Annotated in this window: 20 protein-coding genes, 1 tRNA gene and 1 pseudogene; 9 read left to right on the top strand and 13 right to left on the bottom strand. The window is 66.9% G+C overall.

What is annotated here, in order from left to right; all coding sequences use genetic code 11:
- Window positions 1-14: 14 nt before the first annotated feature.
- The 6 genes from PWF70_RS21500 to PWF70_RS21475 all read right to left on the bottom strand — a co-directional run bounded on the left by PWF70_RS21500 (window position 15) and on the right by PWF70_RS21475 (window position 9421).
- Window positions 15-1283 carry an ABC transporter substrate-binding protein gene (locus PWF70_RS21500; protein WP_006357167.1) on the bottom strand — a complete coding sequence of 423 codons (1269 nt, stop codon included), beginning with the start codon at window positions 1281-1283 and terminating at the stop codon, window positions 15-17.
- A 343-nt stretch (window positions 1284-1626) separates the two neighbouring features.
- A complete protein-coding gene (locus tag PWF70_RS21495) occupies window positions 1627-2802 on the bottom strand; it encodes a phosphatase PAP2 family protein (RefSeq protein WP_279941088.1) in 1176 nt (391 codons plus the stop codon).
- Between the two features lie 130 nt (window positions 2803-2932).
- A complete protein-coding gene (locus tag PWF70_RS21490; protein WP_006357169.1) occupies window positions 2933-4219 on the bottom strand; it encodes a hypothetical protein in 1287 nt (428 codons plus the stop codon).
- 149 nt (window positions 4220-4368) lie between these two features.
- A complete protein-coding gene (locus PWF70_RS21485; RefSeq protein ID WP_075863755.1) occupies window positions 4369-5004 on the bottom strand; it encodes a TetR family transcriptional regulator in 636 nt (211 codons plus the stop codon).
- A 2-nt stretch (window positions 5005-5006) separates the two neighbouring features.
- Entirely contained in the window at window positions 5007-7223 is a 2217-nt protein-coding gene (locus PWF70_RS21480) for an MMPL family transporter (RefSeq protein WP_035752960.1), read from the bottom strand.
- Between the two features lie 293 nt (window positions 7224-7516).
- Entirely contained in the window at window positions 7517-9421 is a 1905-nt protein-coding gene (locus tag PWF70_RS21475) for a Vgb family protein (protein ID WP_279941091.1), read from the bottom strand.
- Window positions 9422-9716: 295 nt separating this feature from the next.
- Here PWF70_RS21475 and PWF70_RS21470 point away from each other — a divergent pair, with 295 nt between their 5' ends.
- Both PWF70_RS21470 and PWF70_RS21465 read left to right on the top strand, forming a co-directional pair.
- Entirely contained in the window at window positions 9717-11006 is a 1290-nt protein-coding gene (locus PWF70_RS21470) for a sensor histidine kinase (protein ID WP_279941093.1), read from the top strand.
- A complete protein-coding gene (locus PWF70_RS21465; protein WP_035752955.1) occupies window positions 10939-11619 on the top strand; it encodes a response regulator transcription factor in 681 nt (226 codons plus the stop codon). Before PWF70_RS21470 ends, PWF70_RS21465 begins: the two co-directional genes overlap by 68 nt.
- Before the next feature lie 20 nt (window positions 11620-11639).
- Here PWF70_RS21465 and PWF70_RS21460 read toward each other — a convergent pair whose 3' ends face one another.
- The gene (locus PWF70_RS21460) at window positions 11640-12026 is read right to left on the bottom strand and encodes a DUF5997 family protein (protein WP_006357175.1); all 387 of its coding nucleotides are present in this window, start codon (window positions 12024-12026) and stop codon (window positions 11640-11642) included.
- 41 nt (window positions 12027-12067) lie between these two features.
- Between PWF70_RS21460 and PWF70_RS21455 the strand changes: the two genes are divergently transcribed.
- Window positions 12068-12850, top strand: a complete 783-nt coding sequence (locus PWF70_RS21455) for a LysR family substrate-binding domain-containing protein (RefSeq protein ID WP_035752953.1) — start codon at window positions 12068-12070, stop codon at window positions 12848-12850.
- A gap of 15 nt (window positions 12851-12865) precedes the next feature.
- Here PWF70_RS21455 and PWF70_RS21450 read toward each other — a convergent pair.
- The 3 genes and pseudogenes from PWF70_RS21450 to PWF70_RS21440 all read right to left on the bottom strand — a co-directional run.
- Window positions 12866-13549, bottom strand: a pseudogene (locus PWF70_RS21450) (NADPH-dependent F420 reductase); the annotation flags it as partial.
- Window positions 13550-13697: 148 nt separating this feature from the next.
- Window positions 13698-15161, bottom strand: coding sequence for a sodium:solute symporter family protein (locus PWF70_RS21445; RefSeq protein ID WP_035752951.1), 1464 nt, complete (start codon window positions 15159-15161; stop codon window positions 13698-13700).
- Entirely contained in the window at window positions 15158-15289 is a 132-nt protein-coding gene (locus PWF70_RS21440) for a hypothetical protein (RefSeq protein WP_006357179.1), read from the bottom strand. The genes PWF70_RS21445 and PWF70_RS21440 overlap by 4 nt, the downstream gene beginning before the upstream one ends.
- 619 nt (window positions 15290-15908) lie before the next feature.
- On the opposite strand from PWF70_RS21440, the gene PWF70_RS21435 reads away from it, so the two are divergent.
- A complete protein-coding gene (locus tag PWF70_RS21435; protein ID WP_006358292.1) occupies window positions 15909-17216 on the top strand; it encodes an ISL3 family transposase in 1308 nt (435 codons plus the stop codon).
- Window positions 17217-17507: 291 nt separating this feature from the next.
- On the opposite strand, the gene PWF70_RS21430 is transcribed toward PWF70_RS21435, so the two are convergent.
- Window positions 17508-17581, bottom strand: a tRNA-Gly gene (locus PWF70_RS21430).
- A gap of 158 nt (window positions 17582-17739) precedes the next feature.
- On the opposite strand from PWF70_RS21430, the gene PWF70_RS21425 reads away from it, so the two are divergent.
- The 4 genes from PWF70_RS21425 (at window position 17740) to PWF70_RS21410 (ending at window position 23217) form a co-directional block, all read left to right on the top strand.
- Window positions 17740-19239: an HNH endonuclease gene (locus tag PWF70_RS21425; RefSeq protein WP_279941261.1), complete on the top strand. Its 1500-nt coding sequence runs from the start codon at window positions 17740-17742 to the stop codon at window positions 19237-19239.
- Between the two features lie 20 nt (window positions 19240-19259).
- The gene (dcd, locus tag PWF70_RS21420; RefSeq protein ID WP_006359909.1) at window positions 19260-19832 is read left to right on the top strand and encodes a dCTP deaminase; all 573 of its coding nucleotides are present in this window, start codon (window positions 19260-19262) and stop codon (window positions 19830-19832) included.
- A gap of 76 nt (window positions 19833-19908) precedes the next feature.
- Entirely contained in the window at window positions 19909-21345 is a 1437-nt protein-coding gene (locus tag PWF70_RS21415) for a UDP-glucose dehydrogenase family protein (protein WP_279941260.1), read from the top strand.
- A gap of 81 nt (window positions 21346-21426) precedes the next feature.
- Window positions 21427-23217, top strand: coding sequence for a hypothetical protein (locus PWF70_RS21410; RefSeq protein ID WP_280089078.1), 1791 nt, complete (start codon window positions 21427-21429; stop codon window positions 23215-23217).
- Between the two features lie 12 nt (window positions 23218-23229).
- Here PWF70_RS21410 and PWF70_RS21405 read toward each other — a convergent pair whose 3' ends face one another.
- Window positions 23230-23820, bottom strand: a complete 591-nt coding sequence (locus tag PWF70_RS21405; RefSeq protein ID WP_006359906.1) for a TetR/AcrR family transcriptional regulator — start codon at window positions 23818-23820, stop codon at window positions 23230-23232.
- Between the two features lie 106 nt (window positions 23821-23926).
- Between PWF70_RS21405 and PWF70_RS21400 the strand changes: the two genes are divergently transcribed.
- Window positions 23927-25552, top strand: coding sequence for a DHA2 family efflux MFS transporter permease subunit (locus tag PWF70_RS21400; protein ID WP_280089077.1), 1626 nt, complete (start codon window positions 23927-23929; stop codon window positions 25550-25552).
- Here the strand turns inward: PWF70_RS21400 and PWF70_RS21395 are convergent.
- Complete coding sequence (locus PWF70_RS21395; protein WP_040004267.1) at window positions 25514-26641, bottom strand: PDR/VanB family oxidoreductase; 1128 nt, start codon at window positions 26639-26641, stop codon at window positions 25514-25516. The two genes, PWF70_RS21400 and PWF70_RS21395, sit on opposite strands and share 39 nt — an antisense overlap.
- Window position 26642 lies beyond the last annotated feature (1 nt).

The raw sequence follows: 26642 nt of genomic DNA, 5'->3' as shown, positions 1-26642 counted from the left end.
CGTGTCGTGCTCGGTTACGCGGCGCCCGGGATGAGCGCGAGCGCGGCCGGGAGCGGGGTGATGAATCCCCCGGTGGCGGGCTCGGTCTTCTTGTCGGCGACGACGTTGAACAGCAGCATCTCGGTGGTGCAGTTCGGGCTCGTCGGCTTGCCGCAGTTGAGCTTCGGTCCGATGAAGGACTGGTAGTCCTTGACCGCCTTCAGTGCGCCGAGGATGCTCGGGCCGGTGTAGTCGCTGAGCTCGGCGTTGCCGACGGTGGTCGCGAAGTCGGCGAGGATCGAGAAGGTGCCGTAGGCGTAGAAGCCGGCGGTGCCGCTCTGGTCGTCGATGAACTTCTGGGCGGTCTCCAGGTTGCCCTTGACCTCGGCCGGGGTGGAGTCGAGCGCCGGCGTCTGCCAGAACGGTGAATACGTCTGCGCGCCGACGGCCTGCTGGCCGAGGGTGTCGATGAAGTCGGTGCAGGCGGCCAGGAAGATGGTGCCCTCGAACTTCACCGAGCGCAGCGACTGGGCGAGCTTGGTGCAGACGTTGTCGTTGGGTGCGGTCATGAGACCGGCCGCGTCGGGACTGCCCTCGGCGAGCTGGCTCGCCAGCTGCGTGAAGTTGGGTCCGGCCGGCGGGTAGTACACCGACTTGACCTCGATGCCGAGCTGCGCGCCGAGCGGCTTCATGAGTCCGTCGAAGACCTGATGTGCCTGCGGCAGATCGGCATTCGCGAGCGTGAGTGAGTTCTTGCCGTCGGCCTTCAGCTGCTGCATGAAGCCGACGAGGAACGCGGCCGGCGGCGGTCCGAAGTACACACGGTTGTCCGCCGATGCGCCGGTGATGGTGCTGAACGGGATCTGGCCGACCAGCGGGATCTTCGCGGCGGTCAGGATCGGCACGGCGGCAGCGGATTCGGCGTTGAATCCGTCGATCGCGGCGACCACGCCGGCTTCGACGAACTGGTTGGCGCACGACACCGTCGACTCGGGTGCGGTCTGGTCGATACCGCAGTCGATGATCTCGATGGGGCGGCCGTTGATGCCGCCGATCTGGTTGTTGATGTAGTCCACGGCCGCCTGCTTGCCGGTGGTGACACCGGGCTGGGTGGCCGGGCCCTTGGAGGGGTTGAACAATCCGACCTTGATGGCTTCGCCGGAGGCCTTGGTACCGCTGGAATCCGCGGCGGAGCCATCCGATCCGCCGTCGTCGCTGCTACATGACACGACGGAGAAGATGCACGCCGCGGCCACGGCGACCGCCGCCAGCCGTCCGGCTCCTCGAGAGTTCGACAAACGCATGTTTCGACTGCCTTTCGGCGATGGTCTCCGGGCACGACGAAGCAGCCCGGGAAGCGGGCACGGCGACATCGCCCCGGCGGGGCTTGAAGGTGAGTGAGTTCGTTAACCCAGTCGTCGGACTGGATGCGAGATTCGGCACCGTCCGCCCAGTTCACGGGCGGTGAGTCCACCTCGGGTGTGACGTGGACCACCCGAAAATTCGCCGTATCCTTACTCTGGTGTCAAGCTGTTCGGGCTAACTGGACACACACTGACGCCCACGACACGACGAGATGGCGCGTGCGGGTGAGTTCGCAACGCGCAGTGGGACAAACGATTCAGTAAGGGAAAGCGGAAAGCGCCGTCAGTGAACGGTGACGCCGCCGTTGTCGTCGACGGTCACCCGGGCGGTGTAAGCCCGAACGAGATCGAGGCGCTGCCAGGAGGCGCGTCCCGGTCGCTGGTCGTCGAGCGGGTAGCCGGCGGGATGCGCGGTCGCAACGAGGATCTGGCGACGCTGCGCGTCGGACAGTGACGGGAAGGCGGGTGAGATCATGTCGACGGCCTGCTGTGGCACCACCATTCGATGCGTGGGCGAGGCGACCCGGCCGAAGCCGTACGTGAGGCGGTCGGTGTAGATACGCTTCGCCTCGTCGTCGGTCAGATACGGGGTGTCCTGGTTAATGCAGGTGGACAACGGAGCACCGCAACGCCATTCGAGTTCACGACGGATCTCGGTCGCGGAGGCGCGGAGCAAACGCTTGAATTCCGGGTCGTTCCACCGGTCGGCGGCCGCGGCTTGGCCGACCATGGCGCCGCCGATCACGTCGAGCGGGTAGTGCACGCCGAGTACGACGCGGTGGTAACCGCCCTCGGAAGCACGGGTGAGGAACTGCGGGGCGAACTCGGGAAGCATCAGCGCGAGAAGCGTTCCGCGCCAGAAGAACATGCCCGCGTGTCCGGAGGGGAAGGACGGGTTGGCCCCGAGGGCGTCGTACTCGTTTTCGTCGGTGCGCGTGTACTTCCGGATTCGCTTGGGGGCGACGACGAACGGGCGGTCGTTGCCGAAGACGTACTTCTCGACCAGCGTCGTGTTGGCGATGCCGCCACCGCGGGCCAGGTAGTCGCTGAAGATCGACTTGGTCTTGGGCAGGCGACCGGCAGCCAGTGCGTTCCGGAAGTGGCTTCCGAGTTTCTGTCCGAACGCGTCGGACATCGTCACGAGCGGATCGTCGTGGGCGTCGGTGAGTGCGCGCCGCTGCAGGGCGGGGTCGTCGGCCGCGGCCTGGTTGATGGCCACGACCTTGTCGAGGTTCTGCGCCATGATCTCGGGGTGGTCCCGTCGCAGCGCGCTGAACGTCTCGATGGGCTGCAGGTAGACGCCGCCGGGGAACGACGAGACGTCCGACGGATAGAGCCGGACGAGATCTCCGGTCGGGAACGGCGCCGGTGTGGGCTTCGCGGGGGCGGCCTGTGTGGGGGCGACCAGCGCGACGGTGGCGGCGACTGCGGCCGCGGTCGCGATGACAGGCGCGAACATCCGCGTGAGGGTCCGCCGGCGTGGGCGAGGTGCGGCGGTCCTGCGGGGTCGGGCGACGCTGTCCGAGATCACCCCACGATCCTAGATGTTCCTTCGCCGGACGAACGGCCGTGACCGTCAGTGGTCGGATTCAGCAGGCCGGGCTACCCGGGAACGCCGGCACGCCGAGACCGCAACCGACCGCGGTCACCGCGCGGATTCGGGCCTCGGGATTGCGCCGCTCGAGTGCGGGGATCAGGCCGTTGGTGACCACCGTGGTCTTCGCTGCCGGGCTCGTGGCCGCCGGGTTCAGCACCCCGCGCTCGCGGGCGAAGTTCACCAGCTCGTCGTAGACCATCGAGAGGGCTGCCTCGGTGGTGCGGTCCTCCGCAGCGAGATCGTGGAAGTCCACGCCGGTCTCGTATTCGTGGCGCACCGCATGCGGTCCCTGATTGCAGGCGCGATCGAGCAGGTCGATGTCGAAGGCACGGTGTCGCGGCGTCGGTGGGGTCATCGTGGCCCGGTCGGTGCACGTATGGTGCGAGATCCGGTCGCCGAGGGCGTGGATGTAGATGCCGATACGCGCGTTTGCCGACTGCTTACCGACGTAGGAGTCGAATCGCTCCGAGGTCACCCCGTCGGTGATGACCTGGCGGCCGGTCACGTTCTGGAAGGGGAGCGTGACCGGATAGGCGACGCTGTACTGCCCGGTGATCTGGGCCGGGTTGTTGCGCCCGCCGTAACACGTTGTTCCGGTGGCAAAGTCGCCGCGCGCGGTCCGGTCGGTGAAACCGCCGGTGCACAGGGGTGCGTCGCTGCCGGGGCCTTCCATGGCCCAGCGCCGGATGTGGGTGAGCATCACCTCGTGCCGCGGATCGTTCACGTTGGGTCGCAACCCGTTCGGTACCGGCGATCGCGGACCACGCATCGTCGGCAGCACGTGGAAGAGGAACCCGCCGGTGTTGAAGTGAGTGCGCACGAGACCGCTGATGTCCTTGGTGGTCAACGCGGCTGCGTTCGGGACCTTGTTGCTGCGCATGTCACGGGGCGCGAAGGTACCGAGGTCGGTGGCCTCGCTGTAGGCGGCGATCCAATAGGCGTCCTGCAGCGAGAAGCCCACCTTACGCGCCATGATGTACGTCGAATCGGTGTGCACCAGACTGCGTCCGCCGAGCGGTTGCTGCAGCGTGTAGCCGTAACGGATGGCGCCGCGGATGCCGCACAACGGATCGTCGCCGTTGTTCGGCGGGCAGGCGAACGGCAACGGTGCGCAGTTGTGAGGTGGTGCTCCCGGCGTGTAGCAGATGTCCTCGGCGAAACCCCGGGCCGTCGGCGGTGATGCCACGATCAACGACGTCGCGGCCAAGACCAGTGTCAGCGCGGAGACCGCGAGAGTACGTGGCCAGAGCCTGATCTGGAGGTGTCGGGTGGGGCGCATGCTGATCCCTCCTGCAAGGATCAGCTCATCGTAGGTTGGGTCATGCCCGTGCACTGTGGCTTTCGGGAACTGCATCGGAAGCCGTCACGAAGATGCGCCCCTGACAACGCCCTCGAAATACGCCGTCCACAGTTGGACCGGCGACGTAGTCAGTCGAGCGGAAGCCCCTGTTCGAGAAGATCGATCGCCCGCAGGGTCGTCTCGATCTGCAGATCCGCGGGGTTGTCGTCGCCTTCGGTCGCGAGTCGGAAGGTCACCCCGGCCACCGCGTCGAGGAACACGCCGAGGGCGAAGTCGTCGGCGTCGCGACCGAGGTAGTCGGCGATGAGTTGCCGCATCCCGGTCATCATCCGCTCGGACTCGGCCTGGAAGGTTTTCTGCAGCAGGGGTTCCGACCGGATCAGCTGCATCCGAAGCGGATTGCCGACCCACGGGTCGTCGACCGTGAGGCGGTGGAGTTCGGTGAACAGACGCCGGATGAGGTCGAAGTGGCCGAGTCCGGGCGGCATCGACTCGACGATCGCTCGGGCCTCGGTCTCGAAGTGTTCTCCGCCGATCACCACCTGTTCCTTGGTGGGGAAGTAGCGGAAGAAGGTCGTGTGGGAGACGCCCGCGGCCTCGGCGATCTGCTCGACGGTCGTCTTCGCATAGCCGTGTTCGGAGATGAGGCGAAGCGCCGCTTCGCGAATCGTGTTGCGGGTCCGCGCCTTCTGCTGCTCACGTAACCCGGGCCGACGCCCCGGGCTGTTGCCCGGGGCGTCGGTGGTGGATGGAGCGCTGGACACGGTCAGCTCGCCGGTACCGGCGTCTTCGTCTCGTCGGGATCGGTGAGTCCGCGGTGACGGACCGACTCGCCTTCGATGTCGAAGTTGATGACGAGCTTGTCGAGCCACTTGGGCAGACCCCAGGCGCGGTCGCCGAGCATCGCGATGACGGCCGGGACGACCAGCATGCGGATCACGAAGGCGTCGAACAGGACTGCCGAGGCGAGGGCGAAGCCCATCATCTTGGCCGTCGTCTCCGGCGAGAGCATGAACGCGGCGAAGACGCTGATCATGATGATCGCGGCGGAGGTCACCACACGAGCGCCGTGACGGTAACCCGCGACGATGGCCTCCTTCGCGGTCATGCCGTGGATGTACTCCTCGCGCATTCGGGTCACCAGGAACACCTGGTAGTCCATCGCCAGGCCGAAGACCACTCCGATCAGGAAGATCGGCAGGAACGAGATGATCGGCTGGGTGTTCGTGATGATGCCGAACCAGCCCTCCTGGAAGATCGCGACGGTGATGCCGAAGGTCGCGAGGACCGAGAAGATGAAGCCGACCGTGCCGATCAGCGGCACCCACAGGGAGCGGAAGACGCCGATCATGATCAGGAACGCGAGCCCGACGACGACGATCAGGTAGGGGATCAGCGCGTCGTTGAGCTTCTGCGAGAGGTCCGACATGATCGCGGTCTGTCCACCGACATGCAGTTCGGCGCCCTGCTTGTCGACGACCGGTGAGTACGCACGGATGTTCTCCATCAGCGTGTGCGTCGCCTCGGACGAGGGTGCGCTCTTCGGTGTCACGGTGATGAGTGCGGTGCTGCCGTTCTGCCCGCCCTCGTTGCCGATCCAGGTGAGGGAGCCGGGGTTGACGACGTCCTTCAGCCCGGCGATGTGCTTGACGGCCTCGTTCGCGACGGGCGCGATCGGGGCGTCGTCATCGTGCAGGACGACGAGCAGCGGGCCGTTGATGCCCTCACCGAAACCCTTGCTCAGCAATGCCTGTGCCGGTGCCTCGTCCTCGGTCGACAGCGACAGACCCAGCTCCATCTTGGTGGCGGGGATGGCCGCGGCGGCGAGAGCGAGCAGGCCGATGACGATGAACGGGATCGGGGCCTTGACTACGGTGCGGCCCAGACGGACACCCAGGGTGTCGCCGTCCTCGGTCTGCTCGGCGTGCTTGATCCACGGGATCTTCGGGCGGAAGGCGAAGCGGCCGAACGCGCCGAGGAGAGCGGGGATGAGCGTGAGTGCGGCGGAGACGGCGATGAAGACCGCCACCGCGGCGCCGGCACCCATCTGGGTGATGATCGGGATGCCGATGACCACGAGGGCGACGACCGCGATGATGACCGTGAGACCGGCGAACACGACCGCTGATCCGGCCGTTCCGACCGCGCGGCCGGCGGCATCGGCCGCATCACCACCCCGGTTCAGTTCGGCCCGGTACCGGGACACGATGAACAGCGCGTAGTCGATGGACACCGCGATGCCGAGCATCGTGACGATTGCGGTCGCGGACTGGTTGATCGAGAGCAGCTCCGCCGACAGCGTGAGCAGCATGATGGTGATCGCGACGCCGACGATGGCGGTCACCAGCGGGATGAACGCGGCGATCAGGGCGCCGAAGGCGACGATCATGACCACGAAAGCGATGGCGAAACCGATCAGCTCGGCGGCGCCACCCTGTTCCATCACCTGCATCAGGGCGCCGGTGGCCTCGACCTGCAGGCCGTTGCCGCGGTTCTCGTCGAGGATCTTGACGAGCTCTTCCTTGTTCTCGGTCGTCAGGTCCATGACCGTGATGTTCTGACGGACCTGGATGAGGCCGACGCGACCGTTGTCACCGAGGACCGAGGGCGCGATCGCCGGGTCGACGGCAGCGGCCACGACCGGGTTCACCACGGTTTCCGGCGCGATGACATCGGGCAGCGTGCGCAGATCCTCGGCCAGCTTGTTGATCTGCTCGGTGTGGTTCTGCAGGCCGCCGTCGGCGGCCACGAGGATGCTCGTGGAGGCGCGCTCCTGCTCCTTCATGACCTGCGGGAAGTACTCCTCGACCTGCTCGGTCGCGGTGCCGGAGTCGGTTCCGGGGAGGCTGAAGTCCTGGGCGAACTTCGGCTGTAGGACGCCGACGAGCGAGACGACCGCGATCATCGCGGCCAGCCAGGCCGCGATCACGGCCCATTTGTGCCGGAAGGAGAAACTCCCCAGCCTGAACAGAAGCGACGCCATGGCGTGTGAACCCTTTCGGTTTTCGAGCGCAGGGTCGGCGTCGGCGCCGACCGGTGGTGCGACATGCGACGGTCGCGTCACATGTGTTAGTGACTAACACTAGTTACTGAGTACCACTTTTGCACTGGTCCCGATTCCGGCGCGAGAGACAAGCGTGACCTGCACGCTTCCGTTAGTCACGCGAATTAGCGCGAATTCTGTGACAAAGTTCCGCAAATCGGACACGAAGACGCGATGTCGGTCACACCTGCGTCCCCGATGTGAGGTGCTCTGCGTCTGCGAAGGGTGCCCGGTCAGCGCACCGGTACCGGTGCCGCAGCACCGACCAGGGCGACGATGTGGAGTCCGCCCGGGTTGGTCTGGAGCGGGACCTCTTTCCAGTTGTTGGTGGTCCAGACATTGCCCGCGGGGTCGACGATGATGCCGGTGCTGCGCGCGAGCCCGTCGAAGAAGTAACCGGTCACGTCCGGGGAGATGGCGTCGCCGGTGCTTTTGCCGGGCGGGCAGGTGGCGGCGTTCGCGCCGCAGAACTTCGAGACGCGCTTGCCGGCGAAATTGCCGACCCAGACATTGCCGTCGCCGTCGGTGGTGATGCCCCACGGGATCGTGATGCCACCGCCGCGCAGCGGCCCGACGAGGGTCTTGCCCGTCGGGCCCAGAGCGGACACGGAACCGAACGATCCTGTGCCGGTGGGACGGTCGGGACACGGCAGCGTGATGACCCCGGAGTTCGCGATCCACACGTTGCCGCGGGCATCGGTGGCCAGGCCCAGCGGATTGTCGACGTGGGGTCCGGTGATCGGGGTTCGCAACGGTCGTCCGGAGCGGTCCAGCATCGCGATCGAGCTGCTCTGTAGGCCGCTGACGAAGAGGGCCCGGCCGTTGTCGACGAGATGGAAGGGCTGCTTCACGCCGACCTTGATGTTGCGGGCGCGGCTCGGGTCGCCGTCGGGGAAGACGGTCAGTGAGTTGGTGGCGCAGTTGGTGGTCCACACCGATCCGGTGCGGTCGGTGGTCATGCCCTGCGGCCAGCTGATCGATCCCTGCGTGAAACCGGCGGGCGGAGAGAGAACTTCACCCTGCGCGCTGAACTTCGACAGCGAGTTGTGTGGCGGCTGGCGGTCGGCGGGGCAGCCCGGTTCCGGTGCGGCGAAGCCGTAGTTGCTCACCCAGATGTCGCCGGAGTGGTCCCGGGTGATGCCGTAACCGGCGCCGCTGAGGCCGCCGCCGGTGATCGGGCGTCCGCCGACGAGTTTTCCGTCGGGCCCGAAACGGAACAGGTACTTGCTGCCGCACACCGCAGTTCGCGGGTCGGCGTTGTACTCGTAGTTCGCGTTGACCCAGATGTCGCCGCCCTCGCCGATGACGAAGTTGCCCGGGCCGGCGAGAAGTCCACCGCCACCGTCGAATCGGAGGGCCAGCGTCCAGGCGGCGGGCGGAAGCGGAAGTGCCCCGGCGCGAGCGGGTCTCCGCAGTGCGACCCCGAACAGTCCGGCGGGGTTGTGTTCCGGGCTTCTCGCCATGTTCGCCATCGCCTCGACCATGTTCGACGGCCGGCCGCTCAGCGGGGTCGTCGTCGCGGACCGCAGAGCAGCGCAACCCTCGGGTGACGAGGTGCAGGCGGCGAGCGCATTGGACAGCGAGAGGAACGCGGCCTGGGTCGACGTCTGTGCACCGTTCGGTGCTGAGGCGAGGGTGGAACCGATCCGGCCGCTGGTCGGATCGGCGAGGTTGCCCGCCATCGACGCCGCGTTGCGCACGCCCGGTGCCAGGCCGCTGATGCGAGTGCCGTCGACGAACTGTGCCATCGCGTAACCCGTTGCCACGGTGGTCAGCTCGTTCACGGTCAGGCGGGAGGGCAGGGTCGGGGAGATCGTGGCGAGGGCGGTGAAGGAGTTCGGTTGTCCCGCCGGGGTGGCGGTCACGTAGAAGGCCTCGTCCGTGCCGGGCTGTGCGGTGGGTCGGAGAGTGAAACGACCGGACCGATCCGACCGCGCGACACCGGCGCTGCGCACCGGCGACGAATCCGTCCCGGTGATCCAGGCGCGCACCTCCCACGCCCGTGCCGGACCGTCGGCGACCACGGTTCCGGCCACATCACCGGGTGCAGCTGACGCATCCGAGACGCCGACGATGCACAACGAGGCGATCGCACCCATCGTCGCCAGTAGGGTGACCGGAATTCTTGGAAGTCGCACGGGAACTCCTCGCAGCACGCGCTGACCCGCCGAGGTCGCGAGCCGGGAACGTTCCGGAGCGTACCGAGGATCGGTGGCCCGGCGGTGCGTCGTCGTGCAGGGTTCCCGGACGCCCCAACCATTCGGACTGGTAACGGCCCTCGCGTACTGCGGACGTAGTAGACGATCCATACCGCGTATGTCGCATTTGCCGCGATTGCGGCTAGGGGGACCGTAGGAGACGGAGATGGAGACGGATCGCCGCGGGTGATCAGACCACAGGTGCGTAGCCCTGATCAGCGGTAATCTGCTGCGCGTGGACCTCGACGAACGGTGGGTGCGATTCGCCCGTCGTCGTCCGCTCATCTCGTCGGTGGTCGTCGCCGGGCTGGTCGCCGTCGGCACGGTGCTGGCGTTGCGGGTGGTCCAGCGGGGCGGCCCGGGTGACACGAGTCTCGAGGCGGCGTTGCTGGGCGTCGCGGCGTCGGCGTTCCTGGTGGCGAAGAATCGCGCGCCACTGGTGTCGGTGGCGGGAACGACCGCCGGAGCGGTGATCTACATCGTGGCGACCGGCTCGTTCAACTCGGCGATGAGCCTGCCTCCGGCAATCGCGTTGTACGCCATCGCCTCCCGATATCCGATGCGTCGGGCGATGACCGTGACCGCGGCCGCAGCCGGTGCGCTCCTCGCAGCGTCGTTCATCTGGGGTGACGACTGGTTACCGGTCGAACGGATCGGCGCCGTCGGCTGGCTGTTCCTCGGCATGTGCGTCGGGGCGCTGGGCCGTGCTCGCAACGGGTACCTCGAGGCCATGAAGGCACGCGCGGAGGCGGCCGAGTCACAGCGGGAGGTGGAGGCCGCGCAGGCGGTGCTCGCCGAGCGGATGCGTATCGCCCGCGACATCCACGACGCGGTCGCGCACCATCTGACCGCCATCAACCTGCAGATCGGAACGGCGCGGCGACTCGTGCACGCCCGCCCGGAGGTGGCCGAACAGATGCTCGCGCAGATGCACGACATCGCCGGTGCCGCGCTGAGCGAGGTCAAGGCGACGGTGGGGATGCTCCGTCGGGATTCGCCGACGGTCCCCGAGCCGGGTGCCGGGATGTCGAGCATGCCGGGCATGGTCGAGGTGTACCGCAATGCCGGAGCGTCGGTCGTGGTGACCGTGTCGGGCGAGGAGCGGCCGCTGCCCGACGACGTGGATCAGGTCGCCTACCGGGTGATCCAGGAGTCGCTCACCAACGCGGTCCGCCACGCGCCCGGGACGCCGGTCGCGGTGCGCTGCCGATACGACGACGATGCCGTCGCGATCGTCGTCGAGAATCGGTTGCGCCCCGACGACGCCCGTGCAGGCGAGGGGGGTCGGGACGCCCGTGACCTGCCCGGGCTCGGGATGATCGGCATGCGTGAACGGGTCGTCGCGGTCGGTGGGACGCTCGACGTGCGGTGGGTGGACGACCTGTTCGTCGTCGACGCCGCCCTGCCGGCCGGTGGTGGATCGGCTGATCGCGAGGCCACCGTGAGAGGAGATGTCGATGACCATCCGGATCGTCCTGGCCGACGATCAGGGTCTGTTCCGCAGCACCCTGCGCCTACTCGTTGACACCGAACCCGACCTCGAGGTCGTCGCCGAGGCGACCAACGGCGGCGAGGCCGTTCGTGCGGCCCGACGCTTCCACCCGGATGTCGTGGTCGCCGACATACAGATGCCCGGCATCGACGGCATCGCGGCCACCCGCTCGATCACCTCGGACCCGCTGCTGCGCGGGACCCGGGTGATGGTGCTGACCACCTTCGAATACGACGACAACGCCGCCGCCGCATTACGCGCGGGCGCAAGCGGTTTCATCGGCAAGGACGCCTCACCGCAGGAGCTCCTGGACGGGATACGCGCGGTGGCGCAGGGCGACACGCTGATGTCTCCCACCGCCACCCAGATGCTGGTGAGTCACTTCCTGTCTCGCCCGGCGGCCGGATCGGCCGCGGAGTCCGCGGTCGTCGGGACGTTGACCCCGCGCGAGCGGGAGGTGGTGGTGCTGGTGGCCGAGGGGTTTGGCAACGCGGAGATCGCCGACCGCCTGCAGATCAGCGTGCTGACCGCGAAAACCCATGTGAACAGGGCGATGACGAAGTTAGGCGCGCGGGATCGGGCGCAGTTGGTGGTGGCGGCATACGAATGCGGACTCGTGGTGCCGGGGCGACGCTCGGTGCGATGACCGGGGCGGGAATCCGCCGGTCAGTTGTCGGCGTTCTCGGCTTCCTCGCGGTCCCGGCGACGGTCCTCGTGGAGTGACTTGACGCGTCGTTCCTCGCGGCGGACCTCCACCTGCGTGGCGCGTTCGGCGGCGAGCCACTCGGGCATCTCGGCGAGCAGGTCGTTGATCTGTGCGGTGGTCAGCGCCTCGGCGATCCCGTTGCGGACCAGGGCGGAGTTGGAGACACCGAGCTTGGCCGCGACCAGGTTCTTCGGGTGCGGTCCCTCGGCCCGGAGGGTCTTCAGCCACTCCGGCGGGTCGGCCTGCAGGGCGGCGAGCTCGGCGCGTGTGATGGAACCCTCGCGGAACTCCGCGGGGGTCGCCGGCAGGTACACGTCCAGCTTCTTGGCGGCGGTGGCCGGCTTCATCGACTGCGAACTCATTCCCCCAGGGTATCGGGCGGTAGCCTTTGGTCGTGACCACACCCGACCGGGCAGGCGATTCTGGGGCTTCGACGTTCCGACTGGCATACGTCCCCGGCGTGACCCCCGGCAAGTGGGTCCGCATCTGGGAGGAACGGCAACCCGACGTCCCGCTGGAGCTCGTGGCCCTCGAGGTCGCCGAGTGTGCGGGGGCCATCGCCCAGGGAAGTGTGCAGATGGCGATCACCCGTCTGCCCGACGCTCTGCGGCACGGCGATGCCGGGCCACACCACACGATCGAACTGTATGAGGAGACCACTGTCGTCGTGGTTCCCAAGGATCATGTGCTCACCGCGGGTGACGAACTGACCCTCGCCGACCTCGCCGACGAGCAGATCCTGTGGCCGCTCGACGAGCCGGCGACAGGCTTTGACGATCCAGCCGGCCGTCCCGGCACCGCCGTCGAGCACCGTCCGGAAACGACCGGCGACGCAATCGAACTCGTGGCCGCCGGCATCGGTGCCCTTCTCGTGCCTCAGTCATTGGCGCGGCTACATCACCGCAAAGACCTCGTCTACCGTCCGGTGACCGACGCTCCGACCGGCACCGTCGGCCTGCTGTGGCCGGCCCCGACCACCGAGCTGGCCGAGGAGTTCATCGGGATCGTCCGCGGCCGCAAGGCGACGTCGTCGCGTGGACACTCCGAGCCGGTGCCGAAACGGTCAGCCAAGGAGAAGGCCGCCGCGAAGCGGGCCGCGCGAGAGGCCGCGGGCAAGGTCCCGGGAAAGAGTGGCCGAAAAAAGCCCGGGGTGCGTCCGAAGCGACGGTGACGTCGGCCGGAAGGCTCAGGCGGCGCGCCACTCCGGGGTGCGTTCCGGCGAGGCTTCCTTGAGTGCCGCGAGCGTGTCGTCGACGCCGAAGTCCTTGCCGTACACGGGTGTTCCGGGCTGTTGACGCCACGACTCGGCGAGCGGTCCGGCGTCGACCGGGTCGAAACCGAGCTCGTCGACGATGCTGAACACGATCGTCTTGCCGTCCGCGTCGTCACCGGCGATCGGCAACGCGATCCGACCCTCGGCGCCGTCCGGAAGACCCTTCTTGAGCAGGTGCTTCCAATAGATTCCGTTGAACACCTTGTACACCGGCACACCGAGCTGCTCGGACACCCACACGCTTTCCGGTGTGCCGTTCTCGATGGCCGCGATCTTCCCGTCACGCTGCTGCGGGTAGTAGTTGTTGGTCTCGATCACCGGGGCGCCCGGCTTACGAGCGTCGAGGATGCCCGGGGCCAGGTCAGGCGTGTTCTTCTGCGGGATGGACACGATGACGAGGTCGGCGTCCCGGGCCGCGTCCTTCGCCCATACCGCCGTTGCGCCGGTTTCTTCTGCCAGGTCTGAAAGCGTCTCGGGCGCGCGCGAATTCGACACGCGAACGTCATGTCCCAGTTCGGTGAGTCGACGAGTCAGCGTTCCGCCGATGAATCCTGCTCCGATGATCCCGATCTTCATGCTGTACCTCTTCCGACGATGTCGTTGACTCTTCGCGCAACGGTGGTCGGGGTGGGGGCATTCCCCGGGCCGGGTTTATGTGATCTGGGGATCAGAAAGTGCCTGGGCCGTGCGGCGCGACGGGGCGGCCTTTCGCATCTCTGCGAAAGGCCGCCCGGTCGCGTGGTGGTCACACTGTGGAAGCCACCGGCTGTTCAGCAGTGGTGGGCTCGGTGGCTGTCGCTTCCACCCGTCGACCGTCCCACCAGGATCCGACCACCATCGCGATGATCGCGCACACCAGCGTGGGGACGATGCCGTGGAGTTCGATCACCCCCTGCTTGCGCAGGACCTCGAACACGATCAGCACGATCACGCCGACAACCATCGACGCCACCGCACCGGTCTTCGATGCCCCCTGCCAGAGCAGTCCGATGAACAGCGGCACGAACAGGCCTGCGGCGAGGAGTGAGACCGCGTACGAGGCGAACGTGAGGATCAGCGGTAGCGGGCTGAACGACATGAACGTGGCGGTGGCCACCGCCAGTGCACCGATGACGCCGGTCGAGATTCGCGAGAGCTTCAACGCTGTCGCGTCGTCCGCGGTCTTGCGCAGCGTGCACACGATGTCGCGACCGAAGTACACACCCATCACGTGGAGAAGTGAGTCGGTCGTCGACATCACCGCGGAGATCAGACCTGTCAGCGCAATAGCCGCGATGATGGTGCCGCCGTGGGTGAGCAGGAATGACGGCAGTGCCGAGTCGCCCGTCATGGACGGGTCGATGATCGCGATGCCGATACCGATGACGAGGATGGGTGCGTTCACGAGCCAGAAGGAGATCGCCGATCCCCAGCCGAGCACGAGTCGGGTGGTCCGGACATCCGGGCAGGACAGGATGCGCTGCAGATAGTTCGGCATGCACGCGACGCCGAGTCCCCACGAGAGGCCCCAACCGAAGGCGAGCATCCAGGTCGGCACCGGGCCGCCGAGGAACTGCGACAACCCGGGGCCATCGCTCCAACTCAGGCCGTCGCTTCCGACTTTGGTGATGACCAGGACGAGCGTGATCAGAACCGCCGCCACGAGTACCACGAGTTGGTAGGCGTCGGTGCGGGCGACTGCTTGCATACCACCGGTGAGGGTGTACAGCACGAAGATGGTGCCGACCACCAGGATCACCGCCCACACCTCGAAGCCGATCGTGGTGGAGAGCAGGATGCCGACCGCGAAGAGCTGAGCGATGAGGTAGACGAAGTAGGCGATCACGATGGTGCCTGCGGAAGTGACGCGAACTGAGCTGTCGCCGTAGCGTTTTCCGAGGAGTTCGGGAACGCTCTCCGAGGTGCGGCCGGCCCGGTGAACGCGACTGGACATGAGGACGAGGAACAACAGTCCGCAGCCGAGGCCGAGGAATGTGTACGGGACGAGGGCGAGGCCCATGCCGTTCGCGGAGCCGACCAGACCGATCACCGTCAGGGCCGAAACGTATGTGGCGGTGAAGGTCATCGTGCCCAGTACCGGACCCATGTTGCGTCCGGCGACACTGTAATCCGACGACGTGGTGATCTTCTTGTTGCTGCGGAGCCCCACGATGAGGATCAGAACGAAGTAGATCGCGACCAGAATGGTGAAGGCTGTCTGCAGATTCACTGGTCGACACCCTTCGCCTTGACCCGGTCGCGCCAGTTGAGGATGAGCGCTGCCGCCAGCGGCGCACCGCCGCCGAGCACCATCACGGCGATCGAAGCGGCGACTGCGGGAACGGATACTGAATCCATCCGGAGGCCTTCTTCCTAGATGTTGGGATGATTGTGTACACGTGCAGATTTATGCAAGGGAGGATTCCCAGCTGGCGACTTCGCAATTCAACGCTAAGCCGTACGGGGAAGCCCGGTTTCACGAGGTGTGAGCATAGTTAGCTTATGTAACGGTCATGTGACGCGCAACACTCTGACGAGTTAACCGTAGCGGGTTGTATACATTCCTGCAACGGTTGGAGGCGATTCGCCAAGCGGTCCAACGGTGTTCCAATGAACGGGAACGGCGAGAGATTCAGAACGGCGGCGTGCTGGACTGTTGGACTGCTGGGGTGTTGTGCCGCGTCTAGTGCGCGCGGAGCGGGTCGACGTGATGGCGGAGCCGATGACGGGAATCGAACCCGCGTAATCGGTTTCGGTAGTCGAAACTCAGGCCCAAAGGGCGCCAGTGGGATTCACTGAGAATGCTCCATGACCTGAACCGATAGTGGCTCTTCCTGATTGACGGTGCGTAGAACGGGTTCTACCGGGCACAAGATGTAGGTCGGGTTCGGCGGCGGCGAGCCGGGGATGCGGGCGGGTCCTGTGGTGTGAAGATGAAAGCCCCTACACCTCATCACTCACACCGACAGGACCCTCGTTGCAGCGTAGCGCCATTGCCGACACGATTTGCCGCACGATCGAACTCGGGGTGACGATCACCGATGCCGCTCTCGACGGCGAGGATCGCACACACCTGTTCTGCGAGGTCTTGGCCCCGAAGAGTAGCTGCCCGAGGTGCGAGCGGGCGGGTCGGTTGCGTGATCATGTCGATCGTGAGGTGGCAGATCTACCGATCGTGGGCCATCCGACCCGGTTGCATCTGAGGGTGCCGCGCTACGCCTGCGAGAACGGCGCGTGTGGTCAGGGCATCTTTCGCGCCGACATCTCGGCGATCGTCGCGCCGCGCGCGGCGGTGACGCGCCGCACGATCGCGTGGATTCTTCGGCGGATGATTCTGGACAAGATGAGCGTCTCTGCGGTCGCCGCGTCGGTCGGGTTGGGCTGGAACACCGTGAATGCCCTCGCGTTGCAGGCGGCGCGTACGGTGGCTTCGGCGCCTGGCCGACTCGACGGTGTCAGGGTTCTCGGTGTTGATGAGCACAAGTGGAAACATGTTCGCGGCAATGGTGATTCGAGTTTCGTGACCGTGCTGGTCGACCTCACACCGATTGTGGATGGGACCGGGTCGGCGCGCTTGCTGGATATGGTGGGCGGCCGGTCCAAAGCGGCGTTGAAGGACTGGCTCGATGCCCGCGATGACTCCTTTCGGGACCGGATCCGGGTGGTCACCATGGACGGATTCACCGGGTATCGCACCGCGACCGCCGAGGCATTGGATAAGGCGCGGGCGGTGATGGACCCGTTCCACGTGGTCCATCTGGCCGCCGAGAAGCTCACAGTGTGTCGTCAACGCGTGCAACACGATACGTGTGGGCACCGCGGCCGCACGGGTGATCCGCTCTACGGTATCCGCCGACCACTGCTGACCCGGATCGCGTTGCTGACAGACAAGCAGAAGGCCCGGCTACGTAGCGGGTTGGAGGCTCACGAGGAGCACGTGGCCGTCTCGGTCACCTACGCGATCTACCAAGAGCTGATCAACGCCTACGGCCAGGAGAACAAGCGTGACGGCAAGATCGCGATGTACAAGCTGCTCAAACGGATTCATACCGGCGTTCCGTCCGGGCTGGCAGAGTTGGCCCAACTCGGCCGATCATTATGGGCGCGGCGTGCCGAGATCTTGGCCTACTTCGACACCGGCGCCTCCAACGGACCCGTCGAAGCGATCAACGGCCGCCTGGAACACCTCCGCGGGATCGCGTTGGGCTTCCGCAACCTCAACCACTACATCTTGCGGTCACTCATCCACTCCGGCGGCCTCGCACAACACCTCGACGCACTCTGAATCAGGAAGAGCCCCGATAGTCCGACGAGCGCCAACGGGAAACAGCGGAACTCGGGGGCCGATGTGGCCCGGCAACCGCCGCAATAACTCAGATCACGAAAGAAATGATCGACGCGGAGCTGGCCGGCCTGGACTACAAGCGTTCCGCTGGCGCCGTCACCTCGAGAACGGACTCACTGCGTGGGGAGTGTTCTGCGCAGTGTTCGCGGCGAACCTGGCGACCGGCATCGTGACGTGGCTCGTCTTCGTTCTGGGGAGTTGGTAGGAACCGACTCTCGCCTGCGGTTTCCGTGGAGCCGATGACGGGAATCGAACCCGCGTATTCAGCTTGGGAAGCTGATGTTCTGCCATTGAACTACATCGGCGTGCGAGCGCTGGGCTCGCGATCGAAAGCCTAGCAAACTGCGGTCGGGGTCTCCGCGAGCGGCGCGAAGATTTCTTGCGGATCGGGTTGCGCACCTGCGTAGACGCACGTACACTCGAACATAGTTTCGAGTAAAGCCATGATGACGGGGGTTAAATCATGGCTTTCTGCGAGCCATCTGCATCACAACCACTTCTTCTCGACCAGTACGAGCGTCTGCACGCATTGCTGGACGAGATCAGCGAGACGGCGTCCACGGACTGTTCCGACACCGACCTGCTCAAGGTCGCGATCGAGCACGAGCGCGCCGAGCGTCGCATGCTCACCTCGTTCGCCGACCACATCATCGACATCGACGAACGCTCCGCATACCGGAAAGCCGGCTGCCAGACCGTCACCAACTTCGTCACGAGCGTGCTCAACCGCAGCGGAGAGGCCAACCGGCTCCTGAATCGCGTGTGGGCAATCGGGAAGTTCCCCGACATGCAGGGCGAGGTACTCGAGCCGCGATTCCCGGAGACCGCCAAAGGCGTTGCCGAAGGCGGGATCTCGGGGAGGAATGTCGACGTCATCGTCGAGGTGATGAAAAAGGTCCCGGCCGCCGTCGACCCGGCCGACCGTGAAGCCGCCGAGGCGACGCTTGCGCATTACGCGCGCGACTACGATCCGTCGTCGCTGCGGCAGCTCGGCGCACGCATCCTCGCGCACCTCGACCCCGATGGGAGCCTCACCGACGATCGCGATCGCGCCCGAATGCGCGGCATGCGCCTCGGTCCGCAGGACGCACAGCTGATGTCCAAGCTGACGGCCACCCTCGATCCCAAGACCCGCGCCATGCTCGACGTCGTGCTGGCGGTGTGGGCAGCGCCGGGTATGAACAACCCCGACGACCCGGAGTCACCCGCCGGAGACCCAGGGAGCGCAGATCCCGACGCCCTTGCGGCGGCCGCCGAACGCGACGACCGATCGGCCGAGAAACGCAATCACGACGCCTTCAGTGCTCTACTGCGCCTGGTGCTCGACAGTGGCGCGCTCGGCCGATCCCACCACGGGCTGCCGCCGCAGGTCATCGTCACGATCACCGAATCGGCGCTCCGCGAGCGGGCCGGGGCTCCCGCGCGCACTGCTACAGGCGCGCTACTGCCGATCAAGGATGCCGTCGAACTCGCCGCCGAGTCGCAGCAGTACCTCGAGGTGTTCCGCGACCACACCAGTGAGGTCCTCTACCTCGGACGCGCCAAGCGCCTGGCATCCCGGGCCCAGCGGATCGCCGCGGTGGGCCGCGACGGTGGCTGCACGTGTCCACGCTGCACCCGGTCGTCCTTCGACTCTGAACTCCACCACGTGGCCGAATGGACGGCCGACCACGGTCCCACCGACATCGACAACATGACCACCGCATGCGGACCGCACAACCGTGCCGTCGGCCCCGGCGAGGACCAGTGGGCCACCACGATCGCCACGGAGGGGGTCGACGCAGGTCGCGCTGTCTGGCACCCGCCGACGTCGCACCCGGATCAGACCCCCAGGGTCAATCACGCCAACCGCACCGACGAGGTCCTCAACCGCATGCGCGCCGACGCCCGACGGCGCCGGTCGGGCGGCCACGGGGGAGGTGAATCGTCCGGGCCGTCGGACACCGCCGCAGATCCACCGTGACCATTCGATAACCTCGACACGTGCTGCTCTCCGACCGCGACATCCGCTCCGAGATCGCTGACGGGCGCCTCGCCATCGATCCATTCGATCCTGCGCTCGTCCAGCCCTCCAGCGTCGACGTCCGGCTCGACAGTCTGTTCCGCGTGTTCAACAACACCCGGTACACCCACATCGACCCGGCCCAACGCCAAGACGAACTCACCACCCTTGTCGAACCGACAGAGGGTGAGCCTTTTGTGCTGCACCCGGGTGAGTTCGTGCTGGGCTCCACCCTCGAGGTGTGCAGCCTGCCCGACGACCTCGCCGGACGCCTCGAAGGAAAGTCGTCGCTCGGTCGCCTCGGCCTCCTGACCCACTCGACCGCCGGCTTCATCGACCCCGGCTTCTCCGGCCACATCACCCTGGAACTCTCCAACGTGGCCAACCTGCCGATCACACTGTGGCCAGGCATGAAGATCGGCCAGCTGTGCCTCATCCGCCTCAGCAGCCCGGCCGAGCACCCCTACGGCAGCGAGAAGGTCGGCTCGAAGTACCAGGGACAACGCGGCCCCACCCCGTCCAAGGCGTACCTGAACTTCATCAAGAACGACTGACAGTTCACCCACCCGATCACCACACGCAACGCGACGGTTGGTTGGCGGCACACCTGCCTGGGTAATCGTTGCGACCATGAAGCTCACGGTGATCGGTTGCGGGTACCTCGGCGCGACGCACGCGGCCTGCATGGCCGAACTCGGCCACGACGTCGTCGGTATCGACATCGACCCGCAGAAGGTCGAACGCCTGCAGGCCGGCGACGTCCCGTTCTTCGAACCCGGGCTCTCCGACATCCTCCGCCGCAACCTCGACGCCGGGCGACTGCGCTTCACCACCGACCATTCGGTCGCCGCCGAACACGCCTCGGTCCACTTCATCGGCGTCGGCACCCCGCAGGAGGTGCGAGGACACCGCGCCGACCTGTCCCACGTCCACGCGGCCGTCGATGCGCTCGTGCCCACGCTGCGGGGCATCCACGTTCTGATCGGCAAGTCCACCGTCCCCGTCGGCACGTGCGGGGAACTCTCGCAACGGATCTCGCACCTCTCGGCCCCCGGAGCCGACGTCGAGTTGGCGTGGAGTCCGGAGTTCCTCCGCGAAGGCTTCGCCGTCGAAGACACCCTCGCGCCCGACCGGATGGTCGTCGGCGTCGGACGACTCGTCGACGACCCGCGGGTCCCGCAAGTGGAATCCCTGGCCGGCGAGGTCATCCGGGACATCTATCGCGAAGTCCTCGAAACCGGCATCCCGTTCATCGAGACCGATTGGGCCACCGCTGAACTGGTCAAGGTGTCCGCGAACGCCTTTCTCGCGACGAAGATCTCGTTCATCAACGCGATGAGTGAACTGTGTGAGATCGCCGGCGCCGACGTCGGCACACTCGCTGACGCGATGGGCCACGACGCCCGGATCGGACGGCGATTCCTCAACGCGGGACTGGGATTCGGCGGCGGCTGCCTGCCCAAGGACATCCGGGCGCTGACCGCCCGTGCCGACGAGATGGGCGCACCTCGCGCGGTCGGGTTTCTGCGCGAGGTCGACGCCATCAACATGCGACGACGCGGTGCCGCAGCGGAACTGGTCGCCGAAGCGCTCGGGGGAGAGGTGCTGGGCCGCAACGTCGCCGTCCTCGGAACCGCATTCAAGCCGGAGAGCGACGACGTCCGGGACTCTCCCGCACTCGCCGTCGCGGGCCGTCTCGCACTCGACGGTGCATCGGTCACCGTGTTCGACCCTCAGGCCATGGACAATTCGCGTCGGGTGCAACCGATGCTGAGCTATGCGAGCTCGGCGCGCGCGGCCTGCGATCGAGCGGATGTCGTCGTCGTCGCAACCGAATGGGCGGAGTTCGTGCACATGTCCCCGGACGAGCTCGCACCGGTGGTGCGGCACAAGCGCATCGTCGACGCGAGGCGCTGTCTCGACTCTCAGGCCTGGCGGTCGGCGGGGTGGGACTACCGCGCGCTCGGCGGGCCCGTGCCCGCGCGAAAAACTGAGACAACTACTTCGTTCACGCAGGTGAACGGGTTGCCGTCGAAAGCGATTCCCCGCGTAGACGTGTTAGGTTGAACCCCGCGATTGATCAGGGGGGCACCTTCTCGCCGTGGGGGCGTGCTGGGCGAGGTGCACACAAGTGCAGGAATTAGTCAGATGACCGACACAGTGTTCGATTCGGCTGTGGGGCCGGCCTCTGCGGCAGCAGAGGTCCCGGTGGACCCCACAGTGCTCGACGACGTGCGGTCCAAACTCCGTTCGCGCGGTCTGGACGACGATCCTCAAGTGGTTCTCCTGGGGCTCGACGGGAACGGATGCGTGTCGGTCGGACGTTTCGACACATCCCGCGGCACGGTCGCCGACACGTACGCCGACGCCGCGCTGTCGCTCGGGGCGCTCGACCGTGCCATCGCCGACCACCTGACCCGGATCGGACGGGTCGAATCCCCGACCTCGCCCGAGTGGCAGGACGAACTCTTCGAGCTCATCTCGCGCGGACGTGAACGACTGCAGGATTCCGATGGCACATTTTTGATGGGACGCCGACACATTCGGTTGTTCCGGATGGCGCGGCGAGATGTCGAGGAGGCCGGTGGTGCGCTCATCGCGCGCGGTGAAGAGTTGGCTCGTGCGGCGGTGGCCGGCGCGCAGGCCCATGCAGTCGTCATCGCCGACGGCCTGGGCGTGTGGCCGGGTCTCCGCGACGGGATCGCGAAAGCCGTACCGGTACCGATCGTCGACGCCGCTCCCGGTCCGTTGACCGACGCAGTACCAGCCGGGCCGCTCGGTGTACCCCAAGACAAGCCCGAGGTACGCCAAGACAAGCCCGAGGTACCCCAAGACGAGCCCGAGCCAACAGTGACCGCCGAGAGTGACGCGACCGGTACCGACAGCCCGCCCACGACCGTCGAGGAGCCCGCGGCCGACAGCAACAGCGCTGACTCCGCAGAGGTCGCCGACGCGACCGACAGCTCAGACCCGGCCGAGCCGAAACCCGTGGACGACCGAGACGAGACACCGGCGTCCATGCAGGCGGAGGCGGCCGAGACGTCGGACGGTCGCGAGTCCGACCGTGACGACAGCGAGGCCGACCGTGACGACAGCGAGGCCGAGGTCGAGGACGTCGTCGACTCTGCGCCAGAGGACCTCGTCGACGTGGCGCCCGAGCGTGCTGCCGTCGAGGTGACCGCACCGACCGCTCCGAAGGTGTCCGGGTCCGTCGGGCCTGACGACGCCCCGACCGGCAAACTCTCGCTGCCGTTCGATTCGCCGTCCGGAAGCCCCGGTCGCTCAGGTGATTTCCCGGTCATAGGTGCCGAGCAGATGTTCCAGGCGCCTGTTGCGCGCCCGGTGGACCATGCTCCCGCAACGGCATTCGGCGCCCTGACGGCACATTCCGGACCCCCGCCGGTTCCGGAACCCGTGCCGGTTCAACACCACACGCCGGTCTCACCCGAGGGCAGCTTCCGGACGCCGCGGCCCGATGCCGGCCATCCCGGTGCGGGCCCAGCCCCTGACATGCCACCGCATGCGAACGTCCCTGCACCGGAACCACTTTCATTGGTCAATCGGCCAGGTCCGGCGCCGGTTCGCCCTCGGCGTGAGGTCCCGGCGAAGCGGGTGTTGGCAGGAGTGGCACTGGTGTGCGCGCTCGCCATCATCGGAGTGGCGGTCGCACTGGCCGCGGGGAGCAACGGTTCCTTCCCGGCGCCGGTCGCCGGTCCTACCACGCCGACCACGACGGCGCCGACCACCCAGGAATACGCCGATCCGGCCATCTTCGCGGAGGCACGTCAACCGGCTCAGCGCTACACGCCACCGCCACCGCCCGTGGCGACGAACGAGCCGGCACCTGCACCTCGACCCCGCTCCCGCGCACCGCGACCGCAGCGTGGTGTGACGATCCCGAATCCGATCCCCGGACTGCCGCCGATCGTCCTGCCGTGATCGGGCAGGGGTTCACTCGGCAGGCTGTGCCCGCAGACCCCGCGCGATGAAGTCGAGTACGTTCTCGTAGTTCGTGTCGGCATCGACGTTCGGCGGCAGCGCACCCATGAGTTCCAGACTCACCGCCCCGTGCACCGCCGACCAGGTCTGCATCGCGAGCGTCGTCGGGTCGCCCGTCGCGACCACGCCCGCGACCTGGCCGTAGCGGATGACGTCGACCAGCACCTCGAACGCATGAGCCGCGACCTCGAGGTCCGGTGTGCACCGGGCGGAGAACATCAGTCCGTAGACCACGGGACTCGACGTGGCAAAGCGACGGTAACCGCGCCCCGAGCTCCGCAGGCGCGTGGACGGATCGTCGTCCGTCGCGGCCACCGCACGACCCAGCTCGGCGTAACCGTCGGTGACCAGCGCATCCAGCAGCCCGTCGCGGCCGTCGAAGTGGTTGTAGACGCCCATCGGCGCGACCTTCGCCTCGGCCGCCGCCGCTCGCACGGTCAGTCCCGCCTCGCCGTCGCGCTCGAGGATCGTGCGGCCGGCACGGATGAGGGATGACCGGACTTCGGCGGCTGAGGTTCGCGTGCGCGGCTTCGCGGGAGACATATTGACAAGCTACTAGCACGGTGTTCTTCTTGTATAGAACGGTGTTCTACAACAGTGGTACGGCGTTCCATATCTGAACTCTCGCTCACGGAACAGGAGAATGCCGATGCGTACTGGACGTAAGGGCTCACGCTGGTGGGCGCTCGGCGCCCTCAGCTTTGCCGAACTGCTGGTCATGATCGACAACACGATCGTCAACGTCGCCCTGCCGACGCTGGCCCGCGACCTCGACGCCGGGATCTCCGGCCTGCAATGGATCGTCGACGCGTACACGCTCGTCTTCGCCGGCCTCCTCCTGACCGGCGGCTATCTGGGCGACCGGTTCGGTCACCGGCGGATGCTCCTCACCGGTGTCATCGGCTTCATGGCGGTGTCGGTCCTCGCTGCGTCGTCGCAGAGCCTCGGACAGCTCATCGCTTCCCGCGGCGGCCTCGGACTCTTTGCGGCACTGGTGTTCCCAGCGACGCTGGCGATCATCACGACGATCTTCGCCGACGCCAAGGAGCGGGCGATGGCCGTCGGCATCTGGGCGGCGGTCTCGGGTATCGCCGTCGCCATCGGTCCCGTGACGGGTGGCTGGTTGCTCGAGCACTTCTCGTGGACCTCGGTGTTCTGGGTCAACGTCCCGTTCGGGCTGGCCGCGCTCGCCGTGATCCTCGCGGTCGTGCCCGGTACCCGGCCACTGGCGGTGCCCCGATTCGACGCTGTCGGAGTGAGTCTCTCGGTCGCCGGTCTGGGGTTGCTCACGTACACCCTGATCGAAGCGCCGCACGTCGGTTGGGGTGAGACCCGCACGGTCCTCGGAATCGTCGCTGCTCTTGCGATTCTGGCCGTGTTCGTCGTGACCCAACTGCGTATCGCCCATCCCATCCTCGACGTGCGGCTGTTCGCCAACCGGCACTTCGCCACCGCGGCCGGGATGATCAGCGTGGCGTTCTTCGCGCTCTTCGGGTTCATCTTCCTGATCACCCAGTTCTTCCAGGCGGTCAAGGGTTACGGCCCACTCGCCGCCGGTGTGCGAACCCTGCCGTTCGCCATCGTGATGGCGGTGCTGTCGCCGGTGGCGATGGCTCTCTCACACCGGTTCGGGGCGCGCTACGTCGCGGTGACGGGTGCCTTCCTGATGTCCGGTGGGTTCGCGCTCGTCGAGTTGTCCTCGCGGACATCGGGATACTGGGAGCTCATCGTCTGGGCGATGTTGCTGATGGCCGCCGGCCTGGCGTTCATCTCGGGTCCGTGCACGCAGCTCATCATGGATGCGCTGCGTCCGGAACAGGCTGGTGCGGGCAGTGCGGTCAACGACACCACCCGCGAGATCGGCGGCACGCTCGGCGTCGCGGTACTCGGCTCGATCCTGACCTCGGCCTATGTCGCCGGCATCGGGGATCGGCTGTCGGGCAGTGGGTTACCGCGCGAGGTGGTCGCCACCGCGGAACAGTCGGTGATGGCCGGGGTCGAGGTCGCCGGCCGGGTGCCCGCCGCCATGAGCGACACGGTCCGCGCCGCGGTCCAGGAGGTCTTCATGGACGGCCTGCACAACGCGGTGTGGGCGGCGGTGGCCATCACCGCGGCAGCCGGTGTGGCAGCGGTGTTCCTGCTACGCGGCACGGTTGCCGGGCGTCACGTGCCCTTCGAGACGCATCCTCCGCAAGCTCCTCAGGGAACAGGGGTTGCGCGTGCGCGGGGGGATGTCTCACAGATCGAGCGTGAGGTTCCCGCCGGCACTGCGTGACACGCAGGTCAGCATCGTCCCGGCCTCGCGTTCGGGCTCGGTCAGGATGTTGTCGCGGTGATCGATGTCGCCGGACAACGTCCTGACCTTGCATGTGCCGCAGAAGCCTTGCTGACACGAGTACGGCACCGACGGCATCACCCGCCGGATCGCCGCGAGCGCCGACTCGTCGGCGGCCACCGGGATCTGTGCACCCGTGGACGCCAGCGTCACCGTGAACGGTGAGCCGTTCTCCACCGGAGGCGGACTGAAGCGCTCGTAGTGCAGCTCGATGTCGGCGCGGTCGGCCAGATGGCGGCGGAGGCTCTCCAGCATCGGCACCGGCCCGCAGCAGTACACGGCGAGATCGGCGTCGGAATCGGGGACCGGGCCGACCAGCTCCGACATGGTCGGGAGTCCGTGCTGATCGTCGGTCCGGATGGTGATGCGGTCGCCGAACTTCGCGACCTCGTCGAGGAAGGGGATCGAGTCCGCGGAGCGCCCGGTGTAGATCATCGACCAGTCCAGCCCGAAGCGCTCGGCCACCGCGAGCATCGGCAGGATCGGCGTGATGCCGATCCCGGCGGCGATGAAGCGAATCCGACGTGCGGGGGAGCCGTGGCCGGGAACCGCCAGCGGAAAAGCGTTGCGCGGACCCTTGATCGACACCACATCCCCGACCTCCAGGGCGTCATGGACCTCGATCGAACCCCCGCCGCCGTCGGGGATGCGACGCACCGCGATGCGGTAGTGCTCGTGATCGGCGGTGTCACCGCACAGCGAATATTCTCGCATCCGCCCGGATGGCAGCAGCACGTCGATGTGGGCGCCGGCGTGCCAGGACGGCAACACGCCCCCATCGGCGGCGGCCAGCGTCAGCGCGATCACGTTCTCGTCATATGCGACGACTTCGCGATTCACGATGCGCACCTGAGTGATCCCAGGGTTGGCCGGTGCCGGCCTCAACGGGGACAGTGGACGCCACGCAGGCCACCAGGCCCGCATGAACGCGGTGCCGACCGTGAGGATCGGATCACGGCGCCACCGCCCGTAGAGATGTGGGGGCGGTTGGGTCAGGCTCGTCGAATGTGGATGTGCGCGTTGATTCATC

The organism is Gordonia sp. Swx-4 (assembly GCF_030316175.1).
Lineage (GTDB): Bacteria > Actinomycetota > Actinomycetes > Mycobacteriales > Mycobacteriaceae > Gordonia > Gordonia alkanivorans.
This window is presented reverse-complemented; position numbering and strand designations above follow the sequence as displayed.